Source organism: Nonomuraea sp. NPDC049684, from assembly GCF_044465345.1.
In the GTDB taxonomy this organism is placed as follows: domain Bacteria; phylum Actinomycetota; class Actinomycetes; order Streptosporangiales; family Streptosporangiaceae; genus Nonomuraea.
The window spans coordinates 747,802-772,513 of sequence record NZ_JBITLO010000003.1 but is presented as its reverse complement, the minus strand read 5'-3'; the positions used below and the strand labels follow the sequence as shown (position 1 = coordinate 772,513).

At 70.1% G+C, this 24,712-nt stretch carries 29 protein-coding genes and 1 pseudogene; 11 read left to right on the top strand and 19 right to left on the bottom strand.

All coding sequences use genetic code 11. From position 1 onward, the window contains the following. Positions 1–662 precede the first annotated feature (662 nt). Positions 663–974 (bottom strand): hypothetical protein, encoded by a 312-nt coding sequence (locus ACIBST_RS13955; protein WP_397171637.1) that lies wholly within the window; start codon positions 972–974, stop codon positions 663–665. 192 nt (positions 975–1,166) lie between these two features. Beyond that, a complete protein-coding gene (locus tag ACIBST_RS13950) occupies positions 1,167–1,466 on the bottom strand; it encodes a hypothetical protein (RefSeq protein WP_397171635.1) in 300 nt (99 codons plus the stop codon). Between the two features lie 268 nt (positions 1,467–1,734). On the opposite strand from ACIBST_RS13950, the gene ACIBST_RS13945 reads away from it, so the two are divergent. The 4 genes from ACIBST_RS13945 to ACIBST_RS13930 all read left to right on the top strand — a co-directional run bounded on the left by ACIBST_RS13945 (position 1,735) and on the right by ACIBST_RS13930 (position 4,944). Continuing rightward, positions 1,735–2,978 (top strand): IS3 family transposase gene (locus tag ACIBST_RS13945; RefSeq protein WP_397171633.1). Its coding sequence is split into 2 segments (ribosomal slippage): positions 1,735–2,017 and positions 2,017–2,978, totalling 1,245 coding nucleotides; the frame shifts between segments, so codons are not numbered across the junction. Positions 2,979–3,049: 71 nt separating this feature from the next. Further along, on the top strand, positions 3,050–3,481 hold the full coding sequence (locus ACIBST_RS13940) for a recombinase family protein (RefSeq protein ID WP_397171631.1): 432 nt from the start codon (positions 3,050–3,052) through the stop codon (positions 3,479–3,481). A gap of 74 nt (positions 3,482–3,555) precedes the next feature. Continuing rightward, positions 3,556–4,353, top strand: coding sequence for a hypothetical protein (locus ACIBST_RS13935; RefSeq protein WP_397171629.1), 798 nt, complete (start codon positions 3,556–3,558; stop codon positions 4,351–4,353). A 45-nt stretch (positions 4,354–4,398) separates the two neighbouring features. After that, a complete protein-coding gene (locus tag ACIBST_RS13930; RefSeq protein WP_397171628.1) occupies positions 4,399–4,944 on the top strand; it encodes a hypothetical protein in 546 nt (181 codons plus the stop codon). Positions 4,945–4,958: 14 nt separating this feature from the next. On the opposite strand, the gene ACIBST_RS13925 is transcribed toward ACIBST_RS13930, so the two are convergent. Beyond that, a complete protein-coding gene (locus ACIBST_RS13925; RefSeq protein WP_397171626.1) occupies positions 4,959–5,426 on the bottom strand; it encodes a hypothetical protein in 468 nt (155 codons plus the stop codon). A 98-nt stretch (positions 5,427–5,524) separates the two neighbouring features. Between ACIBST_RS13925 and ACIBST_RS13920 the strand changes: the two genes are divergently transcribed. Continuing rightward, a complete protein-coding gene (locus ACIBST_RS13920) occupies positions 5,525–6,022 on the top strand; it encodes a hypothetical protein (RefSeq protein WP_397171625.1) in 498 nt (165 codons plus the stop codon). 523 nt (positions 6,023–6,545) lie between these two features. Here the strand turns inward: ACIBST_RS13920 and ACIBST_RS13915 are convergent. The 6 genes from ACIBST_RS13915 to ACIBST_RS13890 all read right to left on the bottom strand — a co-directional run bounded on the left by ACIBST_RS13915 (position 6,546) and on the right by ACIBST_RS13890 (position 12,657). Continuing rightward, positions 6,546–6,998, bottom strand: coding sequence for a hypothetical protein (locus ACIBST_RS13915; protein ID WP_397171623.1), 453 nt, complete (start codon positions 6,996–6,998; stop codon positions 6,546–6,548). Between the two features lie 15 nt (positions 6,999–7,013). Next, a complete protein-coding gene (locus tag ACIBST_RS13910; RefSeq protein WP_397171621.1) occupies positions 7,014–7,307 on the bottom strand; it encodes a hypothetical protein in 294 nt (97 codons plus the stop codon). A gap of 231 nt (positions 7,308–7,538) precedes the next feature. Further along, positions 7,539–9,560 (bottom strand): sugar-binding domain-containing protein, encoded by a 2,022-nt coding sequence (locus ACIBST_RS13905; protein ID WP_352329275.1) that lies wholly within the window; start codon positions 9,558–9,560, stop codon positions 7,539–7,541. A 30-nt stretch (positions 9,561–9,590) separates the two neighbouring features. Beyond that, positions 9,591–10,433, bottom strand: a complete 843-nt coding sequence (locus ACIBST_RS13900; protein WP_352329273.1) for a carbohydrate ABC transporter permease — start codon at positions 10,431–10,433, stop codon at positions 9,591–9,593. Further along, positions 10,433–11,296, bottom strand: a complete 864-nt coding sequence (locus tag ACIBST_RS13895; RefSeq protein WP_397171619.1) for a carbohydrate ABC transporter permease — start codon at positions 11,294–11,296, stop codon at positions 10,433–10,435. The genes ACIBST_RS13900 and ACIBST_RS13895 overlap by 1 nt, the downstream gene beginning before the upstream one ends. Further along, on the bottom strand, positions 11,296–12,657 hold the full coding sequence (locus tag ACIBST_RS13890; protein WP_352329269.1) for an extracellular solute-binding protein: 1,362 nt from the start codon (positions 12,655–12,657) through the stop codon (positions 11,296–11,298). Before ACIBST_RS13890 ends, ACIBST_RS13895 begins: the two co-directional genes overlap by 1 nt. A gap of 123 nt (positions 12,658–12,780) precedes the next feature. On the opposite strand from ACIBST_RS13890, the gene ACIBST_RS13885 reads away from it, so the two are divergent. Next, positions 12,781–13,791 (top strand): LacI family DNA-binding transcriptional regulator, encoded by a 1,011-nt coding sequence (locus ACIBST_RS13885; RefSeq protein ID WP_352329267.1) that lies wholly within the window; start codon positions 12,781–12,783, stop codon positions 13,789–13,791. A 120-nt stretch (positions 13,792–13,911) separates the two neighbouring features. Next, positions 13,912–14,454, top strand: coding sequence for a hypothetical protein (locus tag ACIBST_RS13880; RefSeq protein WP_397171616.1), 543 nt, complete (start codon positions 13,912–13,914; stop codon positions 14,452–14,454). 236 nt (positions 14,455–14,690) lie between these two features. Here the strand turns inward: ACIBST_RS13880 and ACIBST_RS13875 are convergent, their stop codons facing one another. From ACIBST_RS13875 to ACIBST_RS13865, 3 genes are all read right to left on the bottom strand, one after another. Next, positions 14,691–15,584 carry a hypothetical protein gene (locus ACIBST_RS13875; protein ID WP_397171614.1) on the bottom strand — a complete coding sequence of 298 codons (894 nt, stop codon included), beginning with the start codon at positions 15,582–15,584 and terminating at the stop codon, positions 14,691–14,693. After that, entirely contained in the window at positions 15,509–16,021 is a 513-nt protein-coding gene (locus ACIBST_RS13870) for a hypothetical protein (RefSeq protein WP_397171613.1), read from the bottom strand. Before ACIBST_RS13870 ends, ACIBST_RS13875 begins: the two co-directional genes overlap by 76 nt. Before the next feature lie 395 nt (positions 16,022–16,416). After that, positions 16,417–16,575 (bottom strand): hypothetical protein, encoded by a 159-nt coding sequence (locus ACIBST_RS13865; RefSeq protein WP_397171611.1) that lies wholly within the window; start codon positions 16,573–16,575, stop codon positions 16,417–16,419. A 63-nt stretch (positions 16,576–16,638) separates the two neighbouring features. Here ACIBST_RS13865 and ACIBST_RS13860 point away from each other — a divergent pair, with 63 nt between their 5' ends. Then, a complete protein-coding gene (locus ACIBST_RS13860) occupies positions 16,639–17,016 on the top strand; it encodes a hypothetical protein (RefSeq protein WP_397171609.1) in 378 nt (125 codons plus the stop codon). A 176-nt stretch (positions 17,017–17,192) separates the two neighbouring features. Here the strand turns inward: ACIBST_RS13860 and uppS are convergent, their stop codons facing one another. Next, positions 17,193–17,975 carry a polyprenyl diphosphate synthase gene (gene uppS / locus ACIBST_RS13855; RefSeq protein ID WP_397171607.1) on the bottom strand — a complete coding sequence of 261 codons (783 nt, stop codon included), beginning with the start codon at positions 17,973–17,975 and terminating at the stop codon, positions 17,193–17,195. Between the two features lie 112 nt (positions 17,976–18,087). Between uppS and ACIBST_RS13850 the strand changes: the two genes are divergently transcribed. Then, the gene (locus ACIBST_RS13850) at positions 18,088–18,519 is read left to right on the top strand and encodes a tyrosine-type recombinase/integrase (protein ID WP_397171606.1); all 432 of its coding nucleotides are present in this window, start codon (positions 18,088–18,090) and stop codon (positions 18,517–18,519) included. 87 nt (positions 18,520–18,606) lie between these two features. Here the strand turns inward: ACIBST_RS13850 and ACIBST_RS13845 are convergent, their stop codons facing one another. After that, positions 18,607–19,890, bottom strand: coding sequence for a protein kinase (locus ACIBST_RS13845; protein ID WP_397171604.1), 1,284 nt, complete (start codon positions 19,888–19,890; stop codon positions 18,607–18,609). Positions 19,891–19,949: 59 nt separating this feature from the next. Between ACIBST_RS13845 and ACIBST_RS13840 the strand changes: the two genes are divergently transcribed. Then, on the top strand, positions 19,950–20,300 hold the full coding sequence (locus ACIBST_RS13840; RefSeq protein WP_364421390.1) for a hypothetical protein: 351 nt from the start codon (positions 19,950–19,952) through the stop codon (positions 20,298–20,300). 627 nt (positions 20,301–20,927) lie between these two features. On the opposite strand, the gene ACIBST_RS13835 is transcribed toward ACIBST_RS13840, so the two are convergent. From ACIBST_RS13835 to ACIBST_RS13815, 5 genes are all read right to left on the bottom strand, one after another. Then, positions 20,928–22,091, bottom strand: a complete 1,164-nt coding sequence (locus ACIBST_RS13835; protein WP_397171602.1) for a CU044_5270 family protein — start codon at positions 22,089–22,091, stop codon at positions 20,928–20,930. After that, complete coding sequence (locus ACIBST_RS13830) at positions 22,088–22,639, bottom strand: RNA polymerase sigma factor (RefSeq protein ID WP_397171600.1); 552 nt, start codon at positions 22,637–22,639, stop codon at positions 22,088–22,090. Before ACIBST_RS13830 ends, ACIBST_RS13835 begins: the two co-directional genes overlap by 4 nt. A 12-nt stretch (positions 22,640–22,651) precedes the next feature. Continuing rightward, a complete protein-coding gene (locus ACIBST_RS13825) occupies positions 22,652–22,801 on the bottom strand; it encodes a hypothetical protein (protein WP_364421384.1) in 150 nt (49 codons plus the stop codon). A gap of 60 nt (positions 22,802–22,861) precedes the next feature. Next, complete coding sequence (locus tag ACIBST_RS13820; RefSeq protein WP_397171598.1) at positions 22,862–23,431, bottom strand: hypothetical protein; 570 nt, start codon at positions 23,429–23,431, stop codon at positions 22,862–22,864. 452 nt (positions 23,432–23,883) lie between these two features. Next, complete coding sequence (locus tag ACIBST_RS13815) at positions 23,884–24,117, bottom strand: hypothetical protein (protein WP_364421380.1); 234 nt, start codon at positions 24,115–24,117, stop codon at positions 23,884–23,886. A gap of 11 nt (positions 24,118–24,128) precedes the next feature. On the opposite strand from ACIBST_RS13815, the pseudogene ACIBST_RS13810 reads away from it, so the two are divergent. Then, positions 24,129–24,201 (top strand): annotated as a pseudogene (locus ACIBST_RS13810) (transposase); the annotation flags it as partial. Between the last annotated feature and the right edge of the window lie 511 nt (positions 24,202–24,712).

Here is a 24,712-nt window from a genome sequence, read left to right as displayed (position 1 = left end):
GGCGCGAGTGTCGACAGACGAGGGTCTGTCGACACTCACAAGCGGTTACAGAGAGCTACTTTGCACTTCATGGCACCGACCCGAGCGCCGGGCCTAGTCAGCCGGTATGGGCCTGCGGCACAGCTCGCCAAACATGTGGAAGACGAGCTGTGGCACGCTGTGATCGCCTCCTGGGGCCTCCCGGCGGCGACCGACGCCCACCGGCCCGCCCGTAGCGCCAGATCCCGTACTGATCTTTCTCAGGCCCGCGCAGACGCCGACCCGGTGCCGTGGCCGACCGGCCCCACAGACGAGATCGAGGGCCGCTCCGTTCCACCCGACGACGTCGACCCGGGCCCACCGGTGGCGAGCGAGCCGCCGCCGAGCGAGGTCGAGGGGATCGTGCTCCTGGAGCAGATGCTCGGCGCCGTGGTGATCACCCCGGCATGGCCGCAGCGACCGCCCCGCCACCGGCCGCGGGCGTCGAGCACGGGCCCACCCGGGGGATAGACCAAGGGCAGCCTCCCACTCGTTTGGGCAGGGCGACGCGATTCCTACCGTCAGGCGTACTCGGGCTCGCAGCCCCAAGTACGCCTTGAAGGGGCAGCGGGTTGGCATAAGGGCCGGTCGCCGGTCCGAGGGTGAGTGCGATGGACTCGCGCGCTTCCGGGTTGCGGTCGGACTCAGCTCATCGCCTGGAAGCTCGCGTATCTGCCGATAATGCTGCCCTCTGGGGGAACCGGGATGAAGACCTGGACCCGGCAGTTCTCGTCCGGGAAGACCAGGATCATGCCCCGGGTGTGGTTGGAGATAATGGATTCTTCCGTGAAGCCCTGGTGGCAGACGCCGGGCTCCGGGTTATGGATCACCTCCATCTGGCGGGATACCGATTCGATCACCACCAAACCCTGTGCTGCGGCGGCGGGGGCGGCAACGGTGAGGGCGAGCGCTCCTGCGGCGGCTGCGGCCAGGAGGGCGGTAGGGATGGGGCGCATCGGGCATCCTTTCGCGTAGGTCAACCAGCTCACCACAGTGTGTAGTGGAACCATTACGATATGTAACTATCGCAGGTGACACATCCTTCTTCCGGGTACTTCTCAGACGCAAGAGGGACCTTCCCGCCCTGGGCTCCTGCCTTTATGGCTAACCCGGCCGTCTTTGCTTCGAGGCGCACTTGGGCTGCGGGCCTACTTGCTCTTGCCACGGCCACGCTCGGCGACGCGCAGCTGATCGACCTCAGTGCGCAACGCCGTGAGCTGCCTGTCCAGCTCGGTCCGCTTGGTTCTCTCCTCCTGCAGCGCGGTCTGGGCGGTACGAAGCTGCGTGGCCAGGTCCTCGCGGGCGGCGCGTTCCCGGCTGGCTTCCTGGTCGGCCGCGTCGGCACGCCGAGCGTGCGCGTCGCCGGCGGCCGTGAGCGCGTTGATCTCCGGGGTCGGGGAACCCAGGAACCGCCGTTGGCGCTGAGAATGATCTTGGGTGAAGTTCATGGGGGTGGGACGTTGTCGGTCCGGCCTTCCGCGGGAGGAGGGGACCGACGATCGGGATACCGCGCCGACGGCCTGCGTTCGGATGACAACGACAACCGTTTGATGAACGCACGGCGGAGGCCAGGGAGGGCGACAGGGGCGCGTGGGCCACTCGAGCGCGTCATGCTCAGATGGCCATGATGAGGTTCATCTTCCAAGCGCGTCCGAAAGTGTTCATTGAATCGCCCCGGGTTCGGTGGAGACTTGATCTCTTGAGAGGATCGAGTCCATGCCAGGTAAGTCTCCCTACCCCGCCGAGCTGCGCCGCCGTGCGGTGCGGATGGTCGCCGAGGTGCGGCCGGATTACCCGACCGAGTGGGCCACGATCAACGCGGTGGCGACCAAGCTCGGCATCGGCACCGCGGAGACATTGCGTACCTGGGTCCGCCAGGCCCAGATCGACGAGGGCAGCCGGCCCGGCCGCAGCACGGATGAGTCGGCAGAGCTGAAGCGGCTGCGCCGAGAGAACGCCGAACTCCGCCGCGCCAATGAGATCCTGAAGGCCGCGTCGGCTTTCTTCGCGGCCGAGCTCGACCGGCCACACACGCACTCGTGACCTTCATCGACCAGCACGCCGGCGTGTTCGGTGTCGAGCCGATCTGTCGTGTCCTGACCCAGCACGGCTGCCCCATCTCCACCAGCACCTACTACGCCGCCAAGAATCGACCGCCCTCGGCGCGCGCCCTGCGCGATGCCGAGCTGGACGAGCACATCACTCGTATCCACGCCGACAACTACGGCGTCTACGGCGCCCGCAAGGTCTGGCAGCAACTGCTGCGCGAAGGGCATCGAGTGGCCCGCTGCACCGTCGAGCGGCGGATGCGCGCGCTCGGCCTGCAGGGCGCGCGCCGTGGCAGGAAGATCCGCACCACCACGCCTGATCTGGGCCATTCGCGGGCGGCCGACCGGCTGCGGCGCGACTTCACCGCCCAGCGGCCGAACGCCACCTGGGTGGCCGACTTCACCCACGTGGCCGCCTGGTCCGGAGTGGTCTACGTGGCCTTTGTGGTCGATGTCTACTCGCGGGCGATCGTCGGCTGGGCCGCCTCGCCGTCCAAACAGACCAGCCTGGTTCTGGACGCCCTGGACATGGCCCTGTGGCGACGCGAGCGCACCGGGCGGCCCGTTGAGGCTGGGCTGATTCACCACAGCGATGCCGGTAGTCAATACACGTCTTTCCGGTTCACCACGCATCTGCTGGCGGCCGGGATCGACGCCTCCATCGGCACCGTCGGCGATGCGCTCGACAATGCGTTGATGGAATCGCAGATCGGTCTGTTCAAGACCGAGCTGATCAAGCCCCGCGGCCCTTGGCGCAGCCTGGCCGAGGTGGAACTGGCCACCGCCGAATGGGTGGCCTGGTTCAACACCACCCGCCTGCACTCCGCCATCGGACACCTCCCGCCCGAGGAGTTCGAGGCGGTCTACTACGCTCAACAGCACCCCAACGAAGCCCTAGCAATCAACCGCTGAGGTCTCCATGAAAGCCGGGGCGGTTCACATCTACATCACAAGATTCCTTTGATGAACACGAGGCAGACGACGTGGCGCTCATCGGCCTGGTCCAGGTCAGCACCGACCGTCAGAACACCATCCGGCAGCACGAGGCCCTCGACCCGGTGTGCCGGAGAATTGTCGAGGAGCCGACCAGCGGCAAGCTCGCCATCGACGACCGGCCAGAGCTGCTGGCCGCGCTGTCGCATCTGCGGGACGGCGACCTGCTGGCCGTCCAGGAGGTCGACTGGCTCGGCCGTAACCTGCTGGAGGGGCTGATTGTCCTCAGCGAGTTGTTCCAGCGCGGCGTCGGCGTCAAGGTGGTGGAGGGCGTCGCCGCCGGCGAGCACACCGAGCGCTCCCTGCTCCTGGATCTGGCCCTGGCACTGGCACAGGATCGACGCCGCACCATGCCCGCAACACCAAAGACGGCCTGCAGGCGGCCCGCCGCCGCGGCCGGGTCGGTGGCCGCCGGCCCGTAGTCGACGCCGACAAGCGCGCCGCCATCCTGGCCCGCCGCGAACGCGGTGAATCCATCCGCTCCATCGCCGCCGGCGTGAAGGTCTCCGTCGGCGTCGTCCACAAGACCCTGACCGAAGCCAAGCAGGCAGCCGTACTCGAGACACCGAACGCAGATGCCGCCCCGGGGTCCGCCGGGGCAGCCCGGGTTATGGCTACCCCCGCTGCCCTCGCCGAGCCGGATGAGGAAGAGGGCGGCGTGAAGACGCTGTCTGGCCTCCTGGCCGATCTGGCGGACGAGCTCGACAGCGAACTGCAGGGCAATCCTGGTGTGGCGCTGGCCGTACCGGCCGCGGAGTTCCTGACCGTGTGGGAGCGGCAGCGCGGCGACGGTGACCTGAGCGACGGTGACCTAATGGAGGCGTCTCGGGCGGCCTGGCCGGTGCTGGAGGCGCTGGCCAACGACCGGCAGACACCCCCCAGCGCGCCGGCCCTCACCGCTGTGGCCGATCGCTTGGCCGATCGTCTCCCCCGCGTGCCTGAACGCGAAGGCCAGTCCCCCGCCGCCACCGCCGGCACCGGCCAGGCGGCAGATCGCGGCGGGCCCGGCGAGCCGTTGCGTGCCCTGCTGGCAGGCTCGCGCCCCGGCGCGGCGGTGACGTTGGAGCGGCTGCACCGTGACACGCATCTGATCATCGTGGACGGGCAGCGGGCCGGTTGGGCCGACCACGACGGTGCGACCTGGCGCGTCCACGGCGACGCGGGGGCTACCCACCTGGTTGATGGCGACCTGGCGCAGGTCCTTGCCGACGCGCTGCGCGCAACGGTGAGCACCGAGGGCGTGCGCGACCACCTGGGCCGGCTGCTGGAGCTGGATCCTGCCTCGCTGGCGTAATGGTCGCTGCTGCGCGGCCGCGTCCTCGGGCGGGAGGACGTCATCGTGCGGGGCCGCTGCGTCGGCTGGCTGCAAAAGGACCGGACAGGCCGCTACGTCGCCTGCACCCATCGGGGCCCGGTCCAGGGGTCGGCCAGCACCAGCAAGGTGCAGACCGCCATGGCGCTGTTCGCGGCGCTGTACGCGCCGGCGCCGCTGCCCGATCTGCCCGCGGCCGCCCACACTGCCCGCCGCGCCAAGGCACGTTCCAAGAACGAGCGGCCGATCTGTCCCTACACCCAGGCCCAGCTGGCCGCCGCCGCACTCAACCCGCCTCGCCAGGACGGCGGCTACCGGGTCGTGGTCGACGACTACGGCGACCCGATCGTCCTGGGCACCGTCCGCCGGACCACCATCGGCCGCGCCGGCACGCGCTGGCAGGCATTCACCCCCGACGGCCGGACCGTGGCCCGCGCCCAGACCCGCACCGCCGCCATCGACGCCATGCTGGCCATCCCCGGCCCTCTGTTCGGCGATCCCGCCGGCACCGTCCTACATGACCTCACTCACCTCACTGGCCTCACCGCAGGCGTCATCGGAGGCACGCGATGACCAGCACGAAACCCTCATCCCGGCCCACGGCCGCGGCCAAAGCGCTGACCGCCTGGACCGAGCTCAACGACCGGCAACAAGGCACCCTGGCCGTGATCTACAGCTTGGACCAGGCAGCGGAGCATGAGCACCAGCAGCGTGGAGCGCGCGGTGACTTCGATCCGCGCCCGGCTTCGCAGTGGCGGGCGCTGGAATTTGCGCACGACCCGGCCGACCGCCGCCTGTTCGGACGGACCACGATGCAAGTGCGCCTGGCCGCCGCCGGATGGGACAACCAGGGCAACGGGTCCACGATGGCCGCACTGGCTGAGCGCGGCCTGATCCAGGACGGTGAGCCCTTGAAGTGGCGGCACTCGCCCACCATCGAGCGGGTCCTCATCGACAAGCACGTCCCGCCGCTGGCCGAACACGTCGGTGCCGGGTACGGGTACGAGATCACTGCGCGAGGCAGAGACTTCTACCGCGAGCATCACGCCGCGCACGCCGCGACGTCGATGCTCTGCATCCTGACGGCGCCGACGCTGAACCCTGGCCCCAGCGTGCCGACGACATCCTGGCCGAGCACGACACCCTCTACCGGGTGCTGTGCCGGGCGTGGCGGGCCGCTCACGCCGCCCAGCAGCAAGCCGACACCGAAGCCGCCGCCTCGCCCCCGGCAGGTGACGATGTCCTGCCCGGACCGGTCGCCGATCAGATCGCCGCCCGGCACGACCTGTGGGTGGAGACCGCCCGCCGGCGCGCCGCTCTGGCCGCCGAGCACACCCGCGACCTTCACCAGCGCGCCACCCGTGCCGCCCGCGACTTCACCGCTGCCGCCCTGGCCGCCTTCGCCGCGGCCGCCGCCGGCACCGACCCGCTGCCTGCCCTCCAGCCGCCCAGCCGCGATCACGACGAGTGGGACGAGCCGCGGCTGGCCCCGCCCGCCGAGACCGGGATCCACGTCATCGACGCCAGAGCCGCCAAGCTCTACGCCACCGCCGTCGGCCTCCCGCTCAAACGCCGTGGCCCGGCCCCCCACCCGCCGCCGCACCAGCCGCTTGCCGCCCGCCGCACCACCCGTCCGAGACCCCGGTCATGAGCTGGCCGCCCTCGCCCGGTTCCTGTACCAGCACATCCAGGACGGCGTCCTGCACCGGCGCCTGCACCCCGCCAGCTGACCTTTGACGTAGCGCATGGGAATTCACGACTCAGACTGCCCTCCGAGCAGGAAGGGTTGAAGATCAGTTCATACCTAGAAAATGATCGTTTCCGTGGCGGTAGCCCAGGTGTTGCCCCTCTGTGAAGGAGCTTTCGTGCATCCCGCCCACCGTGCCACCGCGCCTGCGCGTGAGCATCCAGATGACCAGTCCGCCCCTGGGACGACACCGTGACCGAGCTACTGACCCGACCCGATCCGGGCCCCGGGCTCCTTGGGCACTCCGGCGTCCAGCAGCGTCGGGCTGGCCTTCTTCGCCCGGCCAGCCGCCGAGCGGCGGGCGTGATGGAGGTCGCGACGCGGCCGTTGTCACGGTGATGAAGACGCCCCGAGCCCGATTCCCGGACCATGCCGACGCTGAACCTGGCGACACACGAGCTGCTGAGCGCGGAGCGCGCCCGCCGTCTCATGGGGTTCGCAGCTCATTGTGGAAGGTCGCCTCAGAGCAGGCGGGCATCTCGCTCATGACCGGCTTGGGCCGCGGCCCCTTCAGTTCGTAGGAGTAACAGCGGTCGGGAATCGCCGTGATCGACGGGATCTTGACCACGATCCGCACCAGCCCGTCGGGGCGCTCGGCGTGCCAGGCAAACCTGTAGACCGCTTCGTGGATCTCCTTGTCCGGAAGTGAGCCGTCGGCTGCCGCCTTCTCGAGACGTACGACGATCTCCGCCGCCTGCCGGCTCATGAAGGCCCGGTCGTGTTCCTCGCCCTCCTCCAGGTGGGAACGCATCGACCATTGCGCCCACACGACCAGGCCGACCACCGTGAGCGCCGCGAGCAGCAGGACGACGATGACGCCGGTCAGCAGCTTCGGCAAGCAGCCGACCGGCGTCGCCTCTGGCTCGTCGAGGTCCAGCACGTTTTGACGTTACCTCTATGAGCCCTTGTAGCCGATGGCGCTCAGCACGTTCTGCACCGCGGTGGCGTACCCCGTCGTGCCGGCCGCCCTGGGATGGAAGGACTCCCGGCTCAGGCAGAACGTGCTGTTGCTGATGCAGAACGGCGTGGCCGGGTCACCCTTGTGGAAGTCGCCGTCGCCGTTGGGCCCGTTGACGATCGCGTTGATCCATTCGTCCGCGTCACAGGCTCCGTGACCGGAGAAGGTCGGCACCGGGTGGGAGTAGGCCACCTTGACCGGGATCGGCGAGCTGGCCAGCTTGCCCACCATGATTCCCCGGTCCCTGTTCCGGTCGCCGCGCCCGCCGGGCTGGTGGTCAGCGCGACGGCGACAGCCGCTCCGGCCACCACCGCGGCCAGGGCGGTCAGCGCCGCCTCGAGGTGTGCATGGGGGTGCCCTTTCCGCGAGGGGGAACGCGGCGTCATGCTCGGTCGCCGCGTTACCGCCCGTCAATGCGAGGGCCGCCCTCACCCCTTCTGAAGTGCGGGAACGTGTGAAACTTCACGCCTTGGGATCGTCGCCGATGACCGGGTCCGTGTGCGTGTCCACGTCCACGGCCGAGCGGGCCACGACCGCTCCCTCGCTGACCAGGGCGACGTGCAGGCGGCCGCTGGTCCAGCCGTCCGGCAGCGCGGCGCGTACCTCGGCGGGGGAGCCGAGCAGGAACGGCTTCGCCTCGGCCCACGGGCCGGCCGCCCCGGGATCGGCGGGGGCGGGGCCGAAGACCGGGGTCCAGGCGGTGTGCAGATGGCCGCCGACCGGCTCGCCGCCGTGGTGCGAGACCCGTACGGGCACCGCGACCTCGCCCGACGCGCTCAGCAGGTCGCGTCCTGGCGCCACCGGGACGACGTCGAGCACCAGCGTGGTCGTCGCGTTCACGTGGGCCGGCTCCACGCCGGCCAGGTCCTTGGCGCGGCGCTCGAAGTCCAGCAGGCCGGCGGACTCGTGCTCGACGTCGTACAGCTCGGTGTAGACGTAACCGGCCAGACGGTCGTGGCGGCGCAGCTCCTGGGTCTGCCAGCGCAGGTGCCAGGCGCGTTCGACGCAGGTGAAGCCGCCGCCGTACTCGCTGTTGAGGTTGGGCAGGCCGCGCAGCGGCTGGGACGGTACGCCGGCGAGCTTCTTCCGCACGACGAAGTCGGGGCCGAGCTTGACCGGGAAGTCGTCCTGCGCGCCGTCGAGCAGCGCGGCGACGGTCTTCCCCCAGGAGGCGGCGGACTCGTCGTAGTAGTGCCAGTCGAGCAGGTCGGTCTTCACGTGCGCCCAACCGGAGTCGTCCACGGCGGGCCTGGTCGGGTCGAGGGCCTTGAGCAGGTCGTACGCCCTGGCCACCGCCTCCTGCTTGGCCGGGTCGCCCGGGATGTCCCAGTCCAGGCCCCACTCCTCGTTGTACAGGCCCCAGATCACGACGGCGGGGGAGTTGCCGTCACGCTCGGTCATGGGCGCGATCTGCTCCTCGAACGCGGCCACCGACTCGGCCGAGAACCGCCCGGTCGCGGCCGGCTCGGCCCACACCAGCATGCCCATCGTGTCGGCGTGGTGGACGAAGCGCGGGTCCTCCAGCTTGAGGTGCTTGCGCACCAGGTTGTAGCCCGCCTCGGCGGCGAGCTCGATGTCGCGCCGCAGGGCCGCGTCCGACGGCGCGGTGATCCCGGTACGCGGCCAGTAGCCCTGGTCGAGCACGCCGCGCACGAACAGGCGGCGGCCGTTGAGATACAGGTCCTCGCCGACCGCCTCGATGCGCCGCAGGCCGGTGTACCCGGTCACGCGGTCGACGCCGTCCTCGGAGACCAGCTCGGCGTCCACGTGGTACAGGTACGGGTCCTCGGGCGACCACAGGCGCGGGCTCGCGATCGGCAGCCTGGCCGTGGCGGTCCCGTCCGTGACCTGGGTCTCCACGGTCTGGCCGGTCTCGCGTACGGTCAGCCGCAGGGTGCCCGTACCCGACGTCCTGGCCGCCACCTCGACGGCGTCCAGCTCGTACGAGGGCCGCAGCTTCAGCGCGGTCAGGTGGGTCGCGGGCCGGCACTCCAGCCACACGCTCTGCCAGATGCCCGACGACGGGGTGAAGCACACGCCGTCGAAGTCGTCGCGCGGGATGCTGCGCTGCTTGCCGTGGGCGAGCTCCCGCTTGTCCAGCGGCGCCGACACCCGGACCACGACCTCCTGCTCGCCGTCGCCCAGCGCGTCGGTCACGTCGGCCTCGAACGGCGTGTAACCGCCCCGGTGCCGGGCCACCTCGACGTCGTTGACCCACACCGCGGCCTCGTGGTGCACGGCCCCGAAGTGCAGCACGACCCGGCCCGTCCACTCGGCTGGGACGGTGAACCGGCGGCGGTACCAGGCGAGCGGCAGCCAGTGCGCCTCGATGCCGGAGGCGGCGGTCTCCCAGGCGAACGGCACGGTGATGGTCCGGTCCCAGTCCGGCTCGGTGTCGGCCCGGAAGTCCCAGTCGCCGTTGAGGCTCGACCAGCTGTGCGACCGGTCGAAGTGGGGCCTGGGGTATTCCGCACGGGGCGTCATGGTGTTCCTTTCAGACAAAGAGGGGCCAGGTCAGCCTTTGACGCTGCCGGCGAGGATCCCGTTGATGAAGTGCCGCTGCAGCAGGACGAAGATCACCAGCAGCGGCAGCAGGGCGATGCTGCCCGCGGCCAGCAGCTCGCCCCAGACGGTGGCGAAGTCGGCGCCCACCCTGTTCCCGGTGACGTTCTGGGCCAGCGTGGACAGCACGACCTGGAGGGTCTGGTGCGAGGTGTCGTTGACGGCGACGACCGGCCAGACGAAGTCGTTGTAGACGTTCATGGTGGTCAGCACGGCCAGCGCGGCCAGCCCCGGCCTGATCACCGGCAGCACGACCTTGGCGAAGATGCCGAACTCGCCCGCGCCGTCCACCCGCCCGGCGTCGATCAGCTCGTCGGGGATCGCGGCGATCGTCTGCCGCATCCAGAAGATGCTGAACGCGTCGACGCTGCCGGGCAGGATCAGCGCCTGGTACGTGTTCACCCAGCCCAGCGTGCTCATCTCCAGCAGCAGCGGGATGACGAGCACCAGCGTCGGCAGCATCAGGGTCAGCATGACCACGCCGAACAGCAGGTTCTTGCCGGGGAAGTCGTACTTGGCGAAGGCGTAGCCGGCGAGCGGGCAGAAGAACATCGTCATCGCGCCCTTGACCACCAGCACCAGCGCCGTGTTGGCGAAGCCGGTGCCGATCGGCACGTCGGCGAACATGGCCCGGTAGTTGTCGAGGGTCAGCTCGCCCACCGACAGCGGGCTGGTGATGATCTCGGCGGCGGGCTTCAGCGACGAGCTGACCGCCCACCAGATCGGGTACAGGAACGCGAGGGCGAGCAGGGTGAGCACCGCGTACTGCGCGATGCCCGGTCTGGTCTGGTTCATCACACCTCGTCTTTCGGCCGCAGCATCCTGGTCGCGGCCAGGGACAGCCCGAAGACCAGCAGCACGAGCAGGAACGAGTTCGCCGAGCCGGTGCCGAGGTCCGACGCGGTGATGTGCTCGTACAGGTAGAGGCCGGCCGTGGTGGTCGAGCCGTACGGGCCGCCCTCGGTGACGACGTACGGCTCGGCGAACATCTGGAAGACGGCCAGCGTCTGCACGACCACCAGGAAGGCCATGCTCCTGCGCACCAGCGGCACGGTGATCGACCAGAACTGGCGCATGCGGGACGCGCCGTCGAGCGCGGCGGCCTCGTACACGCCGCCGGGAACGGCCTGGAGCCCGGCGAGCAGGATGATGATCGCGAACCCGGTCGTCTTCCACAGGAACAGCAGCGCGAGCGTCGGCTTCGACCACGCGGTCGAGGTCAGCCAGGCCACGTCGGGCAGTCCCACCAGGTTGAGCACGTAGTTGACCAGCCCGTAGTCCTGGTCGAACACCACGATCCACACCTGGGCCATCGCGACGAGCGGCGTCACGAACGGCGCGATGAACGCCACCCTGAACAGCCCGCGCAGCCGCAGCTTGGCGTTGGCCAGCAAGACCGCCCCCGCGAGCCCGGCCACGATCTGGAGCGGCACGATGAGCAGCCACATGATCGCGCTGTTGCCGAGCGAGGCCCAGAAGTCGGGGCTGGTCAGCAGGTAGACGTAGTTGCCGAGGCCGACCCAGTGGGCCTCGCCCGCGCCGCGCCAGCGGGTGAAGCTGAGCTGCAACGCGAACAGCAGCGGATAGACCCCGAACGCGGCGAAGACCACGAAGAACGGCGCGACGAACACGTACGGGGTGAGCCGGACACGTCTCATCAGGACCGGTCGATCAGGTTGCGCTGGATCTTCTTGGCCGAGTCGGCGATCACGTCGTCGGGCGACATCTTGCCCTCGATCAGGCGCTGCAGGTTGTCGCCGAGGTAGTCGACCGACTGGGCCCACCAGACGGGGATCGGCGCGGCGGCCGGGATGGTCGCGGCGGCGTCCACGGCGACCTTCCACAGGTCCTGGCCGCCGAGCGCGTCGATGGGCTTGAACAGCGGCTTGGCCTGGGCCGGGGTGTAGCTGGGGATCGAGGTGGACAGGCCGCCCGGGTAGACGTCGTTGGGGCCGTACACGGCGGTGTAGCCGGGCTCCTTGAAGCACAGGAACTCGTACAGCAGCCAGGCGAGCTCGGGGTTCCTGGCCTTGGCCGGGATCACGAAGCTGCTGCCGCCCATCGCGCCGCTGCGCGCGCCGCCCGGCGTCCAGGCCGGCAGCGGCGCGGCCCGCCACTTGCCCTTGGTGGCCTTGAGCAGCTGCTGCGGCGCGAACGACCACCAGATCGCCCACGGCACGAACACCTGCTGCCCGCTGTCGAGCGTGTTGACGTCGGCCGCCTCCAGGTACGGCGCGTGCGTGACCAGCCCGTCCTTGACCGCCGTCTGGATCCAGGTGAAGATCCGCCGGTACTCGGCCGAGTCCAGCCGGAGCTTGCCCTGCGCGTCGGTGAGGCTCGTGCCCTGCTGGTTGGCCAGCATCTCCAGCCAGAGCTGGCCGAGGAACGGGCTCTTGTCCAGGTGGATCGGCCGGGTCTTCGGGTCCTTCTCGCGGATCGTGCGGGAGGCGGTCAGCAGGTCGTCGTACGTGGCCAGGCTCGCGGGGTCGACGCCGGCGTCCTCCAGGATGTCCGCGCGGTACCAGAGCAGCCCGGGGTCGAGATCCCACGGCACGCCGTAGATCTTGCCCTCGACGGTGTTCACCGACAGCTTGTACGCCGACGTCTGCTCCCGGTACGGCGCGATCAGGTCGGTCAGGTCGAAGAGGTGCTCGGCCTGACCGCCGATCTTGGCGTCGTCCCAGAAGCTGCCGTCGGGCACGTCCGTGCCGCTGATCAGGGTGTTGGCCAGTTTGGCGTCGATGTCGACGGCCAGGTGGTTGACCTTGACCCCCGGGTACGCCTGCCGGAACTTGCCGATGGCGGCGTCGAAAACCTTGAACAGGTCCCCCGACCGGTTCCAGATCGTGATCTCGCCCTTGGCCGCCGTCGACGCCGACGCGGTGGGTCTGGCCAGCTTGCTGGGCCCGGTGCTCTGGCCGCCGGGCGCGCAGGCGGCGAGCGCGCCGGTGGCGGCGAGCGCGCCGACGCCGAGTGCTCCCTTGAGGAAACCGCGACGGTCGATCGGGGGTGTGGACATCGATAACTCCTCGGCCTTTGAAGGCTCTGCAACGATGCAGACATCATGCATACTTCTCTGCAACGATGCAATACTGGGTTCGGGATCTTCCCAGTCACCCTCGGTTGGAGGTATAGGAGACGCATGGCCGGTCCTACGCTGCGCGACGTCGCCAAACGAGCGAACGTGTCGATCCGCACGGTGTCCAACGTGGTGAACGGATACGCGCCGGTCTCCGACGAGCTGCGGACCCGCGTACAGGCCGCGCTGGACGAGCTGGACTACCGGCCCAACCTCATCGCCCGCAACCTCAAGCAGGGGCGTACCGGGATGATCGCCCTGGTCGTGCCCGAGCTGGACGTGCCGTACTTCGCGGAGCTGGCCCGCGAGGTGATCACCGCGGCCCGCGCCCACGGTTACGTCGTGATGATCGACCAGACCGACGGCGACGGCGAGCGGGAGCGCGAGCTGCTCGGCCGCGAGTCGCGCGCCACCATGTTCGACGGCCTGCTGCTCAGCCCGCTCACGATCTCCGCCGACGAGCTGCGCGCACGCGGCAACAAGACCCCGATCGTGTTACTCGGCGAGCACATCTTCAACGGCAGCTTCCCGCACGTCGCGATGGACAACGTGGCGGCCGCCCGCGACGCCACCGCCCACCTGCTGAGCCTCGGCCGCCGCAGGGTCGCGGCCATCGGCGACCAGCCGTACGCGACCGGCGAGACCGCGCAGCTCCGCACCGCCGGGTTCCGCCAGGCGCACGCCCGCATGGGCCTGGAGGTCGACGAACGGCTGATCGTCTCGACCCCCCACTTCCACCGCCGCCGCGGCGCCGAGGCCATGGAACGCCTGCTCGCCCTGCCCGAGCCGCCCGACGCCGTGTTCTGCTACAACGACCTGCTCGCCCTGGGCGCGATCAGGGCGCTGACCAGGGCCGGGCGGAAGGTGCCCGACGACGTCGCGGTGATCGGCGTCGACGACATCGAGGAGGGCCAGTACAGCACGCCGAGCCTCACCACGGTCGCCCCCGACAAGGGCGTGATCGCCCGTACGGCGGTCGACACGCTCATCGAGACCATCGCCGGCACGGCCGGGGCCCCCGCCGAGATCGTCGTCCCGCACCACCTGATCGTCAGGGAGAGCACGGCGGGGTAGGAGCGGGGGTGGTGCCGGGGGAGGTCCGGGTTCTCGCGCCGCGGGGTAGTGCCAGGGCTAGTGCTGGTTGTCGCGGCAGCGCTCCTGTGCTCGCGGGCGCCCGCCGGTTGACTTGCGGGCATGACGATCAACACGATCCCCGGCCGCTGGGCCGAAGGCGCCGGGCTGGTGCTCGGCCCCGCGCTGCTCCTCGCCGGCGTTCTCGTACGGGCGGGCGAGGTCGACTTCTTCCCCGGCCAGCTCGCCGCCTACGCCGCCGACCCGGGGCGCATGGTGACGTCCTACAGCCTGTTCGCGGCGGGGGCCGTGCTGCTGTGGCCGGCGGTGACCGCACTGGCCCGGTTGATCGGGGTCGCGCATCCGGCGCTGGCCAGGTGGGGCGCGGTGCTGACGGTACTGGGGCTGTTCGGCAGGGTGTTCCACGCCGGGGTGAGCCATCTGGCGTTCTCGTCCTCGTCGACGACGGCACGACGCCACATGCGGCAACGATCCGCTCCCGCGACCTTGCGCCCCACGAGCTTGCGGCGATGGACCAGAGCGCCGCCGCCCGCGCTGGTGGAGACGCACGAGCCTCGCGGCACCAGCTGTGATGTGACACGGCCTCGGCGATGCCTCATGTGTTGGTTGGTCCCGCGTGCGGTCGAGCTAAGAGATAACCCCTGAGTTCCCGATCAGCTCTGGTTCCACGGAACCGGCCCATGCCAGGGACTGGGAGGAATGGCGTGATGCGGCCGGGCATCCGGAGAAGGTGGAAGGGCGCGGCGGCATCTGGTCCGGCTGGGCGATTGGTGAGCGAATGCATCCCCTGCCGAGCTGAATGCCTACGTCCGTGATCTTTCGCACCGCTTCTCGTTGACCAGGAGCTGCTGGGCGAGTTGACCAGGTGACCGCCAGCGCTCCTAGTGAGTGCTGCGCATCAGCAGCCGCGTCAGCTTGCCGTCAGCGACCAGGTTCTCCAGCTTCCACGCGAAGGTAGACAGACGGGACGCCTCCGGCTCCACCGCAGGCTGGGGTTCAGGCATCCCCAGCCTGGGGCGGCGCGCGGCGGCCCGCGACATCGCTGTCTTGGATGGTGCCGCCGGCATGGTCGCCACCTGGTGCGCGCGTTCCAGGCTCGCGTCGACCTCGGGCAGGCCCGTTCTGGGCGGATCGGGCGTCCAGGGCCAGCCCGCCACGGTGCCGGCATCTACCTCCAGCGCCTTGACCGGGTCGCCGCCGCCGGTGACGGCGTGCACCACCGCGGTGGCGGCCAGCGCGTACCGGATGCACGCCTGCCGATAGAGCGCGCTCAGCTCGACGGCCTGCTCCTGGAGCGTGGTCCGGTAACGGGCGGCGGCGCGGGCCAGCGCGGCATCGTAGGCGGCCGCGGCCTTGTTCCTGTCCCTGGCCAGCCGTGCCACCGCTCCGCGCCCGTCGGGGACGTCGACGACGTGTGCGGCGGCCTCGGTGAGCCGGGCCGCTTCATCACGCGTCTCCTGCAGCCGCTGCCGTAGCCGCCCGCACTCCGCCCGCATATCCTCCAGCGCGCGGTCAACCTCGGCCGGCCAGAACGCTTCTCCGTCCGGCCTGGGCGCGTTCACCTGCGGATAGAGACGCGCGTACGCCTCCCAGTGCTCGGCATAGTGCGACCGGCCCGCATCGGTGAGCCGCAGCCGGCGCGAACCAGACAAGCCCGTGACCTGCTCCTCGACCAGGAACGGTTCAGGCTCCCGCTCAGTCAGCCACCGCCAGGCCGCCCCCAGATGGTCCCGCTGCAGCCCTTCGTCACCGGCGCAGCGCACCTCGGCCAGCATTGACCACAGCGCCTCGGACAGCTGGCCCTTGCGCGGGTTTCTCGGCCGGTCGGCGTCGACCCCGCCGCCCGGCAGGCGGCTCTGCCATCCCTGGTCAGCTGGACCTCCAGCCGGTAGCCCTGCAGCATGGCCCGGGCGCGGGTCTTGATCAGGCCACGTTCCTCCAGGGCCTTCAACGTCGAGCCGGTGCCCGCGTCGCGGATGCCGCGTCCTTCCAGCGCACGTTGCACCGCTCCGTGATCCGCTGAGCCGCCACCGACTGGACCGTAGTCCAGCCACCGCCACTGCGACGCCGGCGGCGCCGTCTTCCCCCGCGCCCGGGCGCCCTTCCAGAACTGCTCGGCTTCCTGGTCCTTGTGATAGATGGCCCGCATGTACGCGCGCTGGCGATCGTTCAGCTCGGCCCAGACCTCGGCGGCGCGCTTGGCGGGAGGCATGGCCAGCACGCTACCAACCATGCCTCGCCGCCATCCGGGACCTCGTCACCGCCGCCATCCTGGACAACTCCGCGCTGGCCGACTTCCTGGACAAGAACGGCCCGCTGCCCTAGACGCCGGCCCCCGCGCTGCCACCGCCGAGTGGTCGCGGTCCGTGACCGTCGGGGACCGTGGGATGACGCGACCAGATGCCTCTGCCTACGCTGGATCGCAGCTACGTCCCCCGGGAGTCACCATGGCCGACCACCAGCAGCGGACGCGTCTCCCCCGCGCCGCCTCACCGTCGTACCGCCCCATCCCAACACCCCAGCGCCGCCACTCCCGCCAGCAGACACCGGGCAGACCCACACCCGGAACACCGACGATGGGAACAAGGTGGCCCTCGTACATGCCGCCTACGCCGCCGGCGACCTGACCACCGAGCAGGCCACGGAGATGATCGCCACGCTTCCCGGCCGCGAGCAGGCGGCAGTGGAGTACGGCTGGCGCGCCGACCTGGTCCTGGCCGGGCTGGTGATGTGCGGCGGGTGCGGCTGCGGCCAAACCCCCGACATGACCGCCAGAGTCGTCACCTTCGCATGTCCAGCCGACGGCTGTGGCCTGGCGAGCGTGGCGGCGTGCGTGCTGGCGCCGGCCGTGGCGCAGCAGGTGCTGCAGGCGCGCCGCGGTGGCGGCCTCACCTCCGGGCGGCGGCCAGGGCCAGGTGCGCCTCGGCCTCCTGCTGCCGGGCGGTCTCGGCGTGGCTCTCTGCGGTCTCGGCCCAGGCACGGGGCTGGCGGCTGTCGTGCTCAGCGCGCTCGCGGGCGGAGCCGTGCACCATCCGGCAGTGGGCCCGCCGGTACAAGGCCCGCACGCTCGGCCGCGCCGGGTGGCAGGTCGTCTACGACTACGACGACCTGGCGCTCATCGAGTGGTGCATCTGGGCCGGCCACGTCGTACCGGCCACCGTGGAGGAGCGCGACGAACTCCGCGCCGCCCGCCGAGCAGCAGTGTGACCCTCACTCCGGGGGAACCTCCGCAACGTGGATGCGGTAAGTGGTCCCGTCGTCCAACTGCACAGTGAATTCCTCCTCAACGGCGCTGATGTGCTTGACGTCGGAGGATCGCACGACCTCGCCGAGGTTCTGGGCATGCGCGTGGAGACTCTGGGAGAGACGGGAGATAAACCAGCTCATGGCCTGATCTTCTCAGCTGTCCGAGGGTCGCGCCTGGGGCGGCGGGCGGCGTAGGAGCGGAGGGCGCGCAGGAAGTCGATGTGGCGGAACCCGGGCCAGTACACCTCGCAGAAGTGGAGCCGGGCGGTGGCCGACTGCCAGATCAGGAACCCCGATAGCCGCTGCTCCCCGCTTGTCCTGATGATGAGGTCCGGGTCGGGCCGCCCGGCCGTGTAGAGGTGGGCGGCGATGTCGTCCGCGGTGATCGTTCGGGCGAGCTCGTCGATTGGCACGCCCGCGTCCGCCCTGTCGGTCAGCACGGACCTGAGCGCGTCGACCACCTCCTGCCGCCCGTCGTACCCGATGGCGAGCGTCAGGTGAAAGCCTTCTCTGTCGCGGGTACGGTCGACGGCGAGCTTGAGCGCGTGGGCCGTGGGGTCGGGCAGTTCGTCGAGCCGTCCCGCCACGTGGAGCCGCCAGCGGGGGGCCGAGTCGACCAGCCGTACCGCGATGATCTCCTCGATCAGTCCCATGTAGAAGGCGACCTGCGCCGACTCGCGCTTGCGAACGTTGTCGACGGACGCGACGTAGATGGTGACGTGTCTGATGTCGAGGTCGGCGCACCAGCCGATGACGGTCTCGATGTGCTCGACGCCGTGGCGGTGTCCTTGGCTCGGGTTGGCCAGACCCATCTCCTTGGCCCATCGCCTGTTGCCGTCCATCACCAGGGCGACGTGGGCGGGGAGTGGGCCCTTCAGCAGCCGGGAGCGCAGGTGACGGGCGTAGAGGGCATAGAGCACAAGCAGCACCCTAGTAGCGGCTGCCACCGCGGCGGCCGAGTTCACGCCGCAGTTCAAGGTTCTCGCCATGGGCTTGCTCGAGGGCCGCTCGTAGCTCCGAGATCTCTTCCCGATGCCGCCTTTCCAGGCGGGCAAGCTCGTCGGTGAGGGCCAGGACGATGTTGTCACCGGTGTCACTCGCATCGGCGTCGACATCCACCCCAAGCTCCGCACTGAACTGCATCTCTGGCTCGACGAGCGCCCCAACTGGCCCCGTGCCGGCGACAACCGAACCCTGTTCCTCAACGCCAAGGGCGGACGGCTGACCGCCCGCGCCGCTGGCGGCATCATCGCCGCGATCGCCCAGACGGCCGGGCTGGACGATCCCACCACTGCGCACATCCTGCGCCACACGCTCGCCACCACCCTGATCCGTGGCAAGACCGACCTCGTCCTGGTCGCCGAGATCCTCGACCACGCCCGCCTGGAGACCACCCACCGCTATAGCTTGCCCTCCGACAAGGAAAAGGAAGACGCTCTCAAACTGATCACGGTTGACCGCTAACCGTACTTACGCCTACCTGCGGAAACAGGCGTCAAAATCGACTCATGGCCGGTTCTGGCCGTATCTCGGCTGGACCCGAACCGCAGGTCAGCGCGATGAGATGGTGCGGCCCGCCAATTCGGTCCCGGTAAACGAGCCGCCGGACCATGCCCGTACGCGGAACTTCTCCCACGACTGCACCAGGGGCGCGTCACTGTGGATGACATCGGTGGTCCGGCCCCCACCGCCGACCGCCGTGAGGAAATGACCGGTCACCGTCTTGATCCCGAAGTTCACGCCATCGCCCGCGTCGACGAGCGTGAACCGCTCCCACGAGCGCGCCACGGCGGCGTCGGTTTGGATCACGTCTCCTGTCTGGCCTCCACCGCCGACCGCCGTCAGGTAGTTCCCGGTGTTGAACGTCTGGAACGTGCACATGGTGGGGGTAGCGAACATCGTTCGGGGGCCGCCACCGTCGGTCGCGGTGGCCCGGTCGTGAACAGCCGTCAGCGCCAGGGTCCGTCGGTCGGCGATGACCTGGGTGAGCGCCTCAGGCAGCCACCGCCCCTGGTCGGGCGAAGCGAGCGCGGTGAGCCGGGTCAGCACCTGCTCCAGGCTGGGCCGGGCGGCGGGGTCCTTGGCCAGGCAGGCCGCCACCACAGCGGCCAGGGGGGCCGGCACTCCTTGAAGATCCGGGTCGGCGTGCACCACGCGGAAGACGACCGCGTGGACGGGCCCCGTCCCGAAGGGGCTGCGGCCGGTCACGGTGAAGGCGAGCACACAGCCGAGCGAGAACACGTCCGAGGGCGGCCCGCCCTCCCGGCCCATGGCCTGTTCTGGGGACATGAACGCGGCGGTGCCCAGCACGGTGGAGATCTGGGTGTGGCTGGTGGCGTCCAGGGCGCGGGCGATACCGAAGTCGATTAGGCGAGGTCCGTCCTCGGCGAGGATGACGTTGCCGGGTTTGAGGTCGCGGTGCACCATCCCGCACGCGTGCACGGCGGCGAGCCCTTCGGCCAGCCCGGCGCCGAGCACCGCGGCCGACTCCAAAGGGAGCGGACCGTGCTCGTCGACGGCTTGGTGCAGGGAGGGGCCCGGGATGTAGGCGGTGGCCAGCCACGGCCGGACGGCGTCGGTGTCGGCGCCCACGACCTGGGCGGTGTAGAACCCGCCGACCTTGCGGGCGGCGTCCACCTCGGAAGTGAAGCGGCGCCGGAATTCGCTGTTGCCGGCCAGCTCCGAGCGCACCACTTTGACGGCGACCAGGCGCCCGCCCGGGGAGCGGCCCAGGAACACCTCTCCATCCCGCCCCCACCGAGCCTTGCGTGCAGCCGGTAGGAGCCGATGTGAGCCGGGTCGCCGTCGCGTAGGGGGTCGGTCATGGTGACTCATTCCTCGTCGAGATCATCGCCGGTCGGTGTCGATGATTCCAAAAGAGGGGCCACCGGAATATGGCAATTCTTGGCGTCGGCGAAGGTCTTGTGGACGACGCCGACGGGACGTTGACGCCGACGGCGATGGTGCAGATGGATTCACCGCGCTGGCGGCGGGCGAGGATCGCGGCGCCGGTCCTCCGACAGGGCCAGGGCCAGGTCGAGGATCAGGGAGCGCTCGGTGTGCTCGCCGGCCGCGATGCCCTCCAGCACCTTGACCGCGATGTCGCGCTGGAACAGGTCGTTCAGGACGATGCGCCCTTCCAGGAGGTTGCGGCCGAGCCGGTCGACGAGCGGGAGAAGCAGGAGCTGACCTCCGTCGCCGTCCAGTGCCCGAACGCGCCGTTGCCCGCGCCGCCTGCCCACTGACCTCACAAGGTCACGGCGTTCGCAACAGCGCCGAGCGACCTCGCCCAAGGATCCTGTCCAAGGTCACCCGCGGGCGGCGCGCGACCGGTCGCCAGGCGGCGGCCGCGGCGGGCTCCCGCCGCTGGAGCGCGCGTACGTGATCGCGAAGCTCCGCCCGCACGACCGGCGGCGCCTCATCTCCCATCTGGGGGCGGCGGGCGGCTTCTTCGTGGTCCTCTGATCGCTACGCGCGCCGCCAGCGCGCCTGGTCACCGCCCTTCGAACTGCACCTCCTCAACGTGCCCGCGTTCGTCCGGCCGAGCGCCCCGCCGGGGGCGCAGAACGCCCCAGGGTGGACGCCGCCCCTGATGGACGGCTGGGCCGCCTTGTAGGTCTTCTTAGCGATGGGGCGTGGAGCGCGCCGCGTTCGACGGCACCTACGGCAGTCCGCGCATCACCGCCGAGCTGCGCGCCCGGGGACGGGCGGTCTGAGGCTGACCCCCTGAGTGGCACCTGTCCCGCGATCCCGCAGGAGGCCGTGGTGGTCCGCGTCGTACGCGAGCCACCACGGTCACATCCTCGCCGGGAGCCGGCCGGCCGCCGGCCTTAGCAACCGTGGGCGACGGACGATCGCGGATGGTGAACGGCTCAGTTCCGATGCGTGGGCAGTTCTGGGCGTTCGTCGGTCCAGCCGATCGCCTGGTACGAGGTGGAGAGACGCAGCTCCGCCTGCCGTCCGTTCGCGAGCTTTGTCGTGTTCGTCCTCACCTCGGCGAGAAGCAGGCCGGTGCTGGGATCGATCACGAGTTGAACCCGGGCGAACAGGCCCGGCTCTATTTCCTCCTGATAGCTGAGCGTCTGCCCGCGTCGGCCCAGCGGGTCCGTCGCCCTCCCCTCGGCCCGTATGCCGGGCAGGGAAGCGAGGATCCGGTACGCGGATGCCCGAACCTCGGGCGAGGCCGGCAGGCCACTGATGATGTTCACGCAGTCCCGCAGCAGGATGTACGCCTTCGCCTCCTCCACGTCCATCCCGGACCCGGCCAGCTCCAGCCGGCCGATGCGCTCTTCCAGGTAGTTCCGGAGCGTCTCCGGCTCGCCCGGGATCGCGCGCACCTCCTTCCAGGTCATGTCCTCCCCTGCCAAGTCACCGGCCGAGCCCTTCCACTTGCCGTAGAGCCGTTCGGCGGTTCGCTCACCTGCCGCCGCCTCCAGCGGCCTGGACGGGACGGAGAACAGGTTCTCCGTCTTCATGTTCTTGGGGTATCGCCAGCTGGTGGGCGCCCCCGCGGCCCGCCACGCCGCCTCGTCCTGCGGAGTCGCGGGCTTGACGCCGAGATCCTGCCGAATGCGCCAGTACTGCAGATCCGGCCGCTTCGCCAGCCACGTCTCAAGGGACCGGCTGCCCTCGAGCACATAGCTGCGGGTGGGGTCGGTCAACATCCACTGGTTGACGGTCGCGGTGCGCCAGTAGTCGCCGCTCGCAGGGCCCTTCTCCACGGCGACGGCAGCAGCGAGCAGGATTTGCCGGGCGGTCGGTTCGGCCGTCGCGGACACCGACGTACTGGGCTGAGGCGCGACAGAGATCGTGCCGTCAGACAGCATCGCAGGGGCGATGACCGCTACCGCGACAGCGGCCGCGGCTAGGCCGAGCAGAGCGCGGCCTGGAGAGAGCAGGAGCTGCCGCCGGGCCGGAACGCGCTCCAGCGAGACGATCTCTGCCAGCAGCGCGTCCGCCCCTGCGGTGGACGCCCGGCCGGCCAGGTCCTCATCCAGCACCCGCGCCCGGTCCTTGAAGATCTGGTCGTTGTTCACCCTGACTCCTTCTCGATGAGCGGCCGTGACGCGAAACCGGCGGCCGATGGGCGGGTCTTCTCCAGGGCCTTGACGAAGCGCTTGCGAGCCCGGTGCAGGCGGATCCGCGCGGCATTGCGGGAACAGCCCAGCACTGTGGCGATCTCACCGGGATCGAGCCCCTCCCAAAGAGCCAGGGCCAGTAATTCACGGTCGCTGTCGGCGAGCATGGTCATGGCTTCATCCACGCCGTGCTGCTCACTGTGGTGCGAGGGGGCGGCATAGAGGTGTTCGATCTCGTCGGTGAGCTCGGCGTGCCGGGTGAGCCTGCGCCGCTCGCTCCGGCGGTGGTTGGCCAGGACTCGCCGGGCCACGCCGTACAGCCAGAGCTTGCCGGCCTCGCCGTCGGGGAACTCGGTCATCCGCCTCCAGGCGATCACATAGGTCTCGGCCACGACGTCGGCGGCGTCCTCCGGAGAGGAACACCTCCGCACGGCATATCCGAGGATCTGCTCATAGGTACGCCGGTACACCGCCTCAAACCGGGACCGATCGTCTTGTTCACTCACGCGTCATCCTCGTCAGGCCTTTCGAACACTGCGGGCTTTCACTTCATACGTGTCCGCGGCCGACGGCAGAATTTCAGGCCGGCCCTCAGCCTCGACATCAAAAACCTCGACCTGGAGTTCCGTCGCGCCCGGGTCATCTCCGAAGGCGGCACGCTCGGGCACGTGGACGAGGCCACACGCCTGGGCCGACAGGCACGCGCCCGCACGGTGATATCTGCCCGATCACCGGGCGGGGGCAGTCCTCCCGCGGGCCGTAGGTCTGATCAGTTTCGCACTCGGCCGCCGGGGGAACTCCACGACCGCCGCGTCGTAGGTATGGTCCATGGTCACCACCACGTAGCCGCGGTTGGCCAGCTCCTCGGCCACCCCGGTGCCGTAGGAGCGCGAGGCGTTGGCGCCCGGCGAGTACAGCAGCACCGGCAGCTTCCCGAGCCGCCGGTCGGCAGGGGCACCCAGATGACCGTCCGTCGCGCCCGGCACCAGCTTGCCCGGCGGCACGCCGAGCGTGTGCAGATAGCGGTCGGCAGCCGCGTTGGGCATCCACGGCGCGACCGGGTATCCCGCCGTCTTGCGCGCCGGATACCAGATGCTGATCATCAGTTCCCGCTTGTTCCCTGCCACCCACGGGTCGGTCCTGGACTTGCCGACCAGGTGCAGCGCGACCGTGCCGATCTTGTGCGGGCCGGTGGGAGACGGCGGCTCGAACCGCACCGGGGCCGAGGCCACGACTGCCGGGGTGGCGGCCACCGCCAGGAGCGCGACGACGCCGATCACGAGAGTTGTTCGTTTCATGCTCTCCACGCTGCCGTCCGGGCAGGCGTACGGCATCGCGCCGCGGAAAGAAGCTCGCCTCAGCCCAGGACGCTACCCGAAAACCGCTCCTCCTCCTCGCGGACGATGTTGCTTACCGGCCGGTGACCGGCGCGGATACTTCGGCTGGTGAACGAGACCCTGGTGGTGCACAGGCTGCGTCATGGCCACTGGGGGCCCTGGACGTGGCGGCCGCGCTGCTGGCCGCCGCCTTCCCCGCCGCGGCCCATCTGAGGGCTGGCCTGCTACCAGCGATCGCGCTGTCCGCCCTCGCCACACTGGCGGTCGCGACCCGGCGCGGGTGGCCGCTGCCCTCGCTGGCGGTGTCGCTGGCCGCAGCCGTCGCCGCGCTGCTTGTGGGTGTGGACTCCGCCTACCTGTCGGTCGCGTCGTGCTCTACTCGGTCGGCGCACAGAAGCCGCGCAGGCGGGCCGTCACCGGGCGAACTGGCTGCCTTCGTCGGCCGGCACGCCGTACTCGGCCGGCCAGATCTCGATCTGGTGATCGCTCGCCGTGGTGCGCCAGCCGGGCACGCCGCCGGGTTGTGAGGCGTCGCCCAGGAACGAGACGTTGTTCCGTACGGACAGATGGGGCGACTCGAAGCCGCCGTTGGTCAGCGCGACCTGGCGGCCGCAGCCACCGGGAGGGGGATCTTGGGGGACGGGCATGGTGAGGTTTTCCCTACCCGAGCGACTTATCCGACGCGCAGTGGGCGTTGATCGAGCCGGTGCTCACGGCGTGGAAGGCCGCGCACCCATCCCTCAGCGGCCACGAGGGCGGTTACGAGTTACGCGAGATCGTCAACGCCTTCGAAGCGTACGGCGGGGTGTCCTTCAGCGCACGTACGGTGGTCCTCGGCAGCCGTGGCACAGTCACCACTCGTCACGGCCTCGTCCTGATCGCCCAGCCGACAGGTTCCAGCTCCCACGGAGTGGACCGCTTCGTGGTGCCGGGCGTCGCGGATGTGTCGGCCGTCAACACGTCGCTGCGACACCTGGGCGCATCGCAACAAGCTGGCCGTCGAACTGCCCGGCGGGGGACGTCATGCCGGTGAGTTCGGCTTTGGTCCGGTCCTGCGTGACCTCGCCCGCCACAGCGACCGCTCCACGGCCTGGGTCACGGCGAAGTTCTCGGAGTACCCCTCCGCCCACCTGACGCTCACCGGGTCGGCCTGGCCCTGGCGGTCAACCCTGCTGGCCGTCGCGGCGGCCGCGGTCAGCGTCGGTGCGGGGTTTCTTCCGACGGCGATCCGGCAGGCTGTGC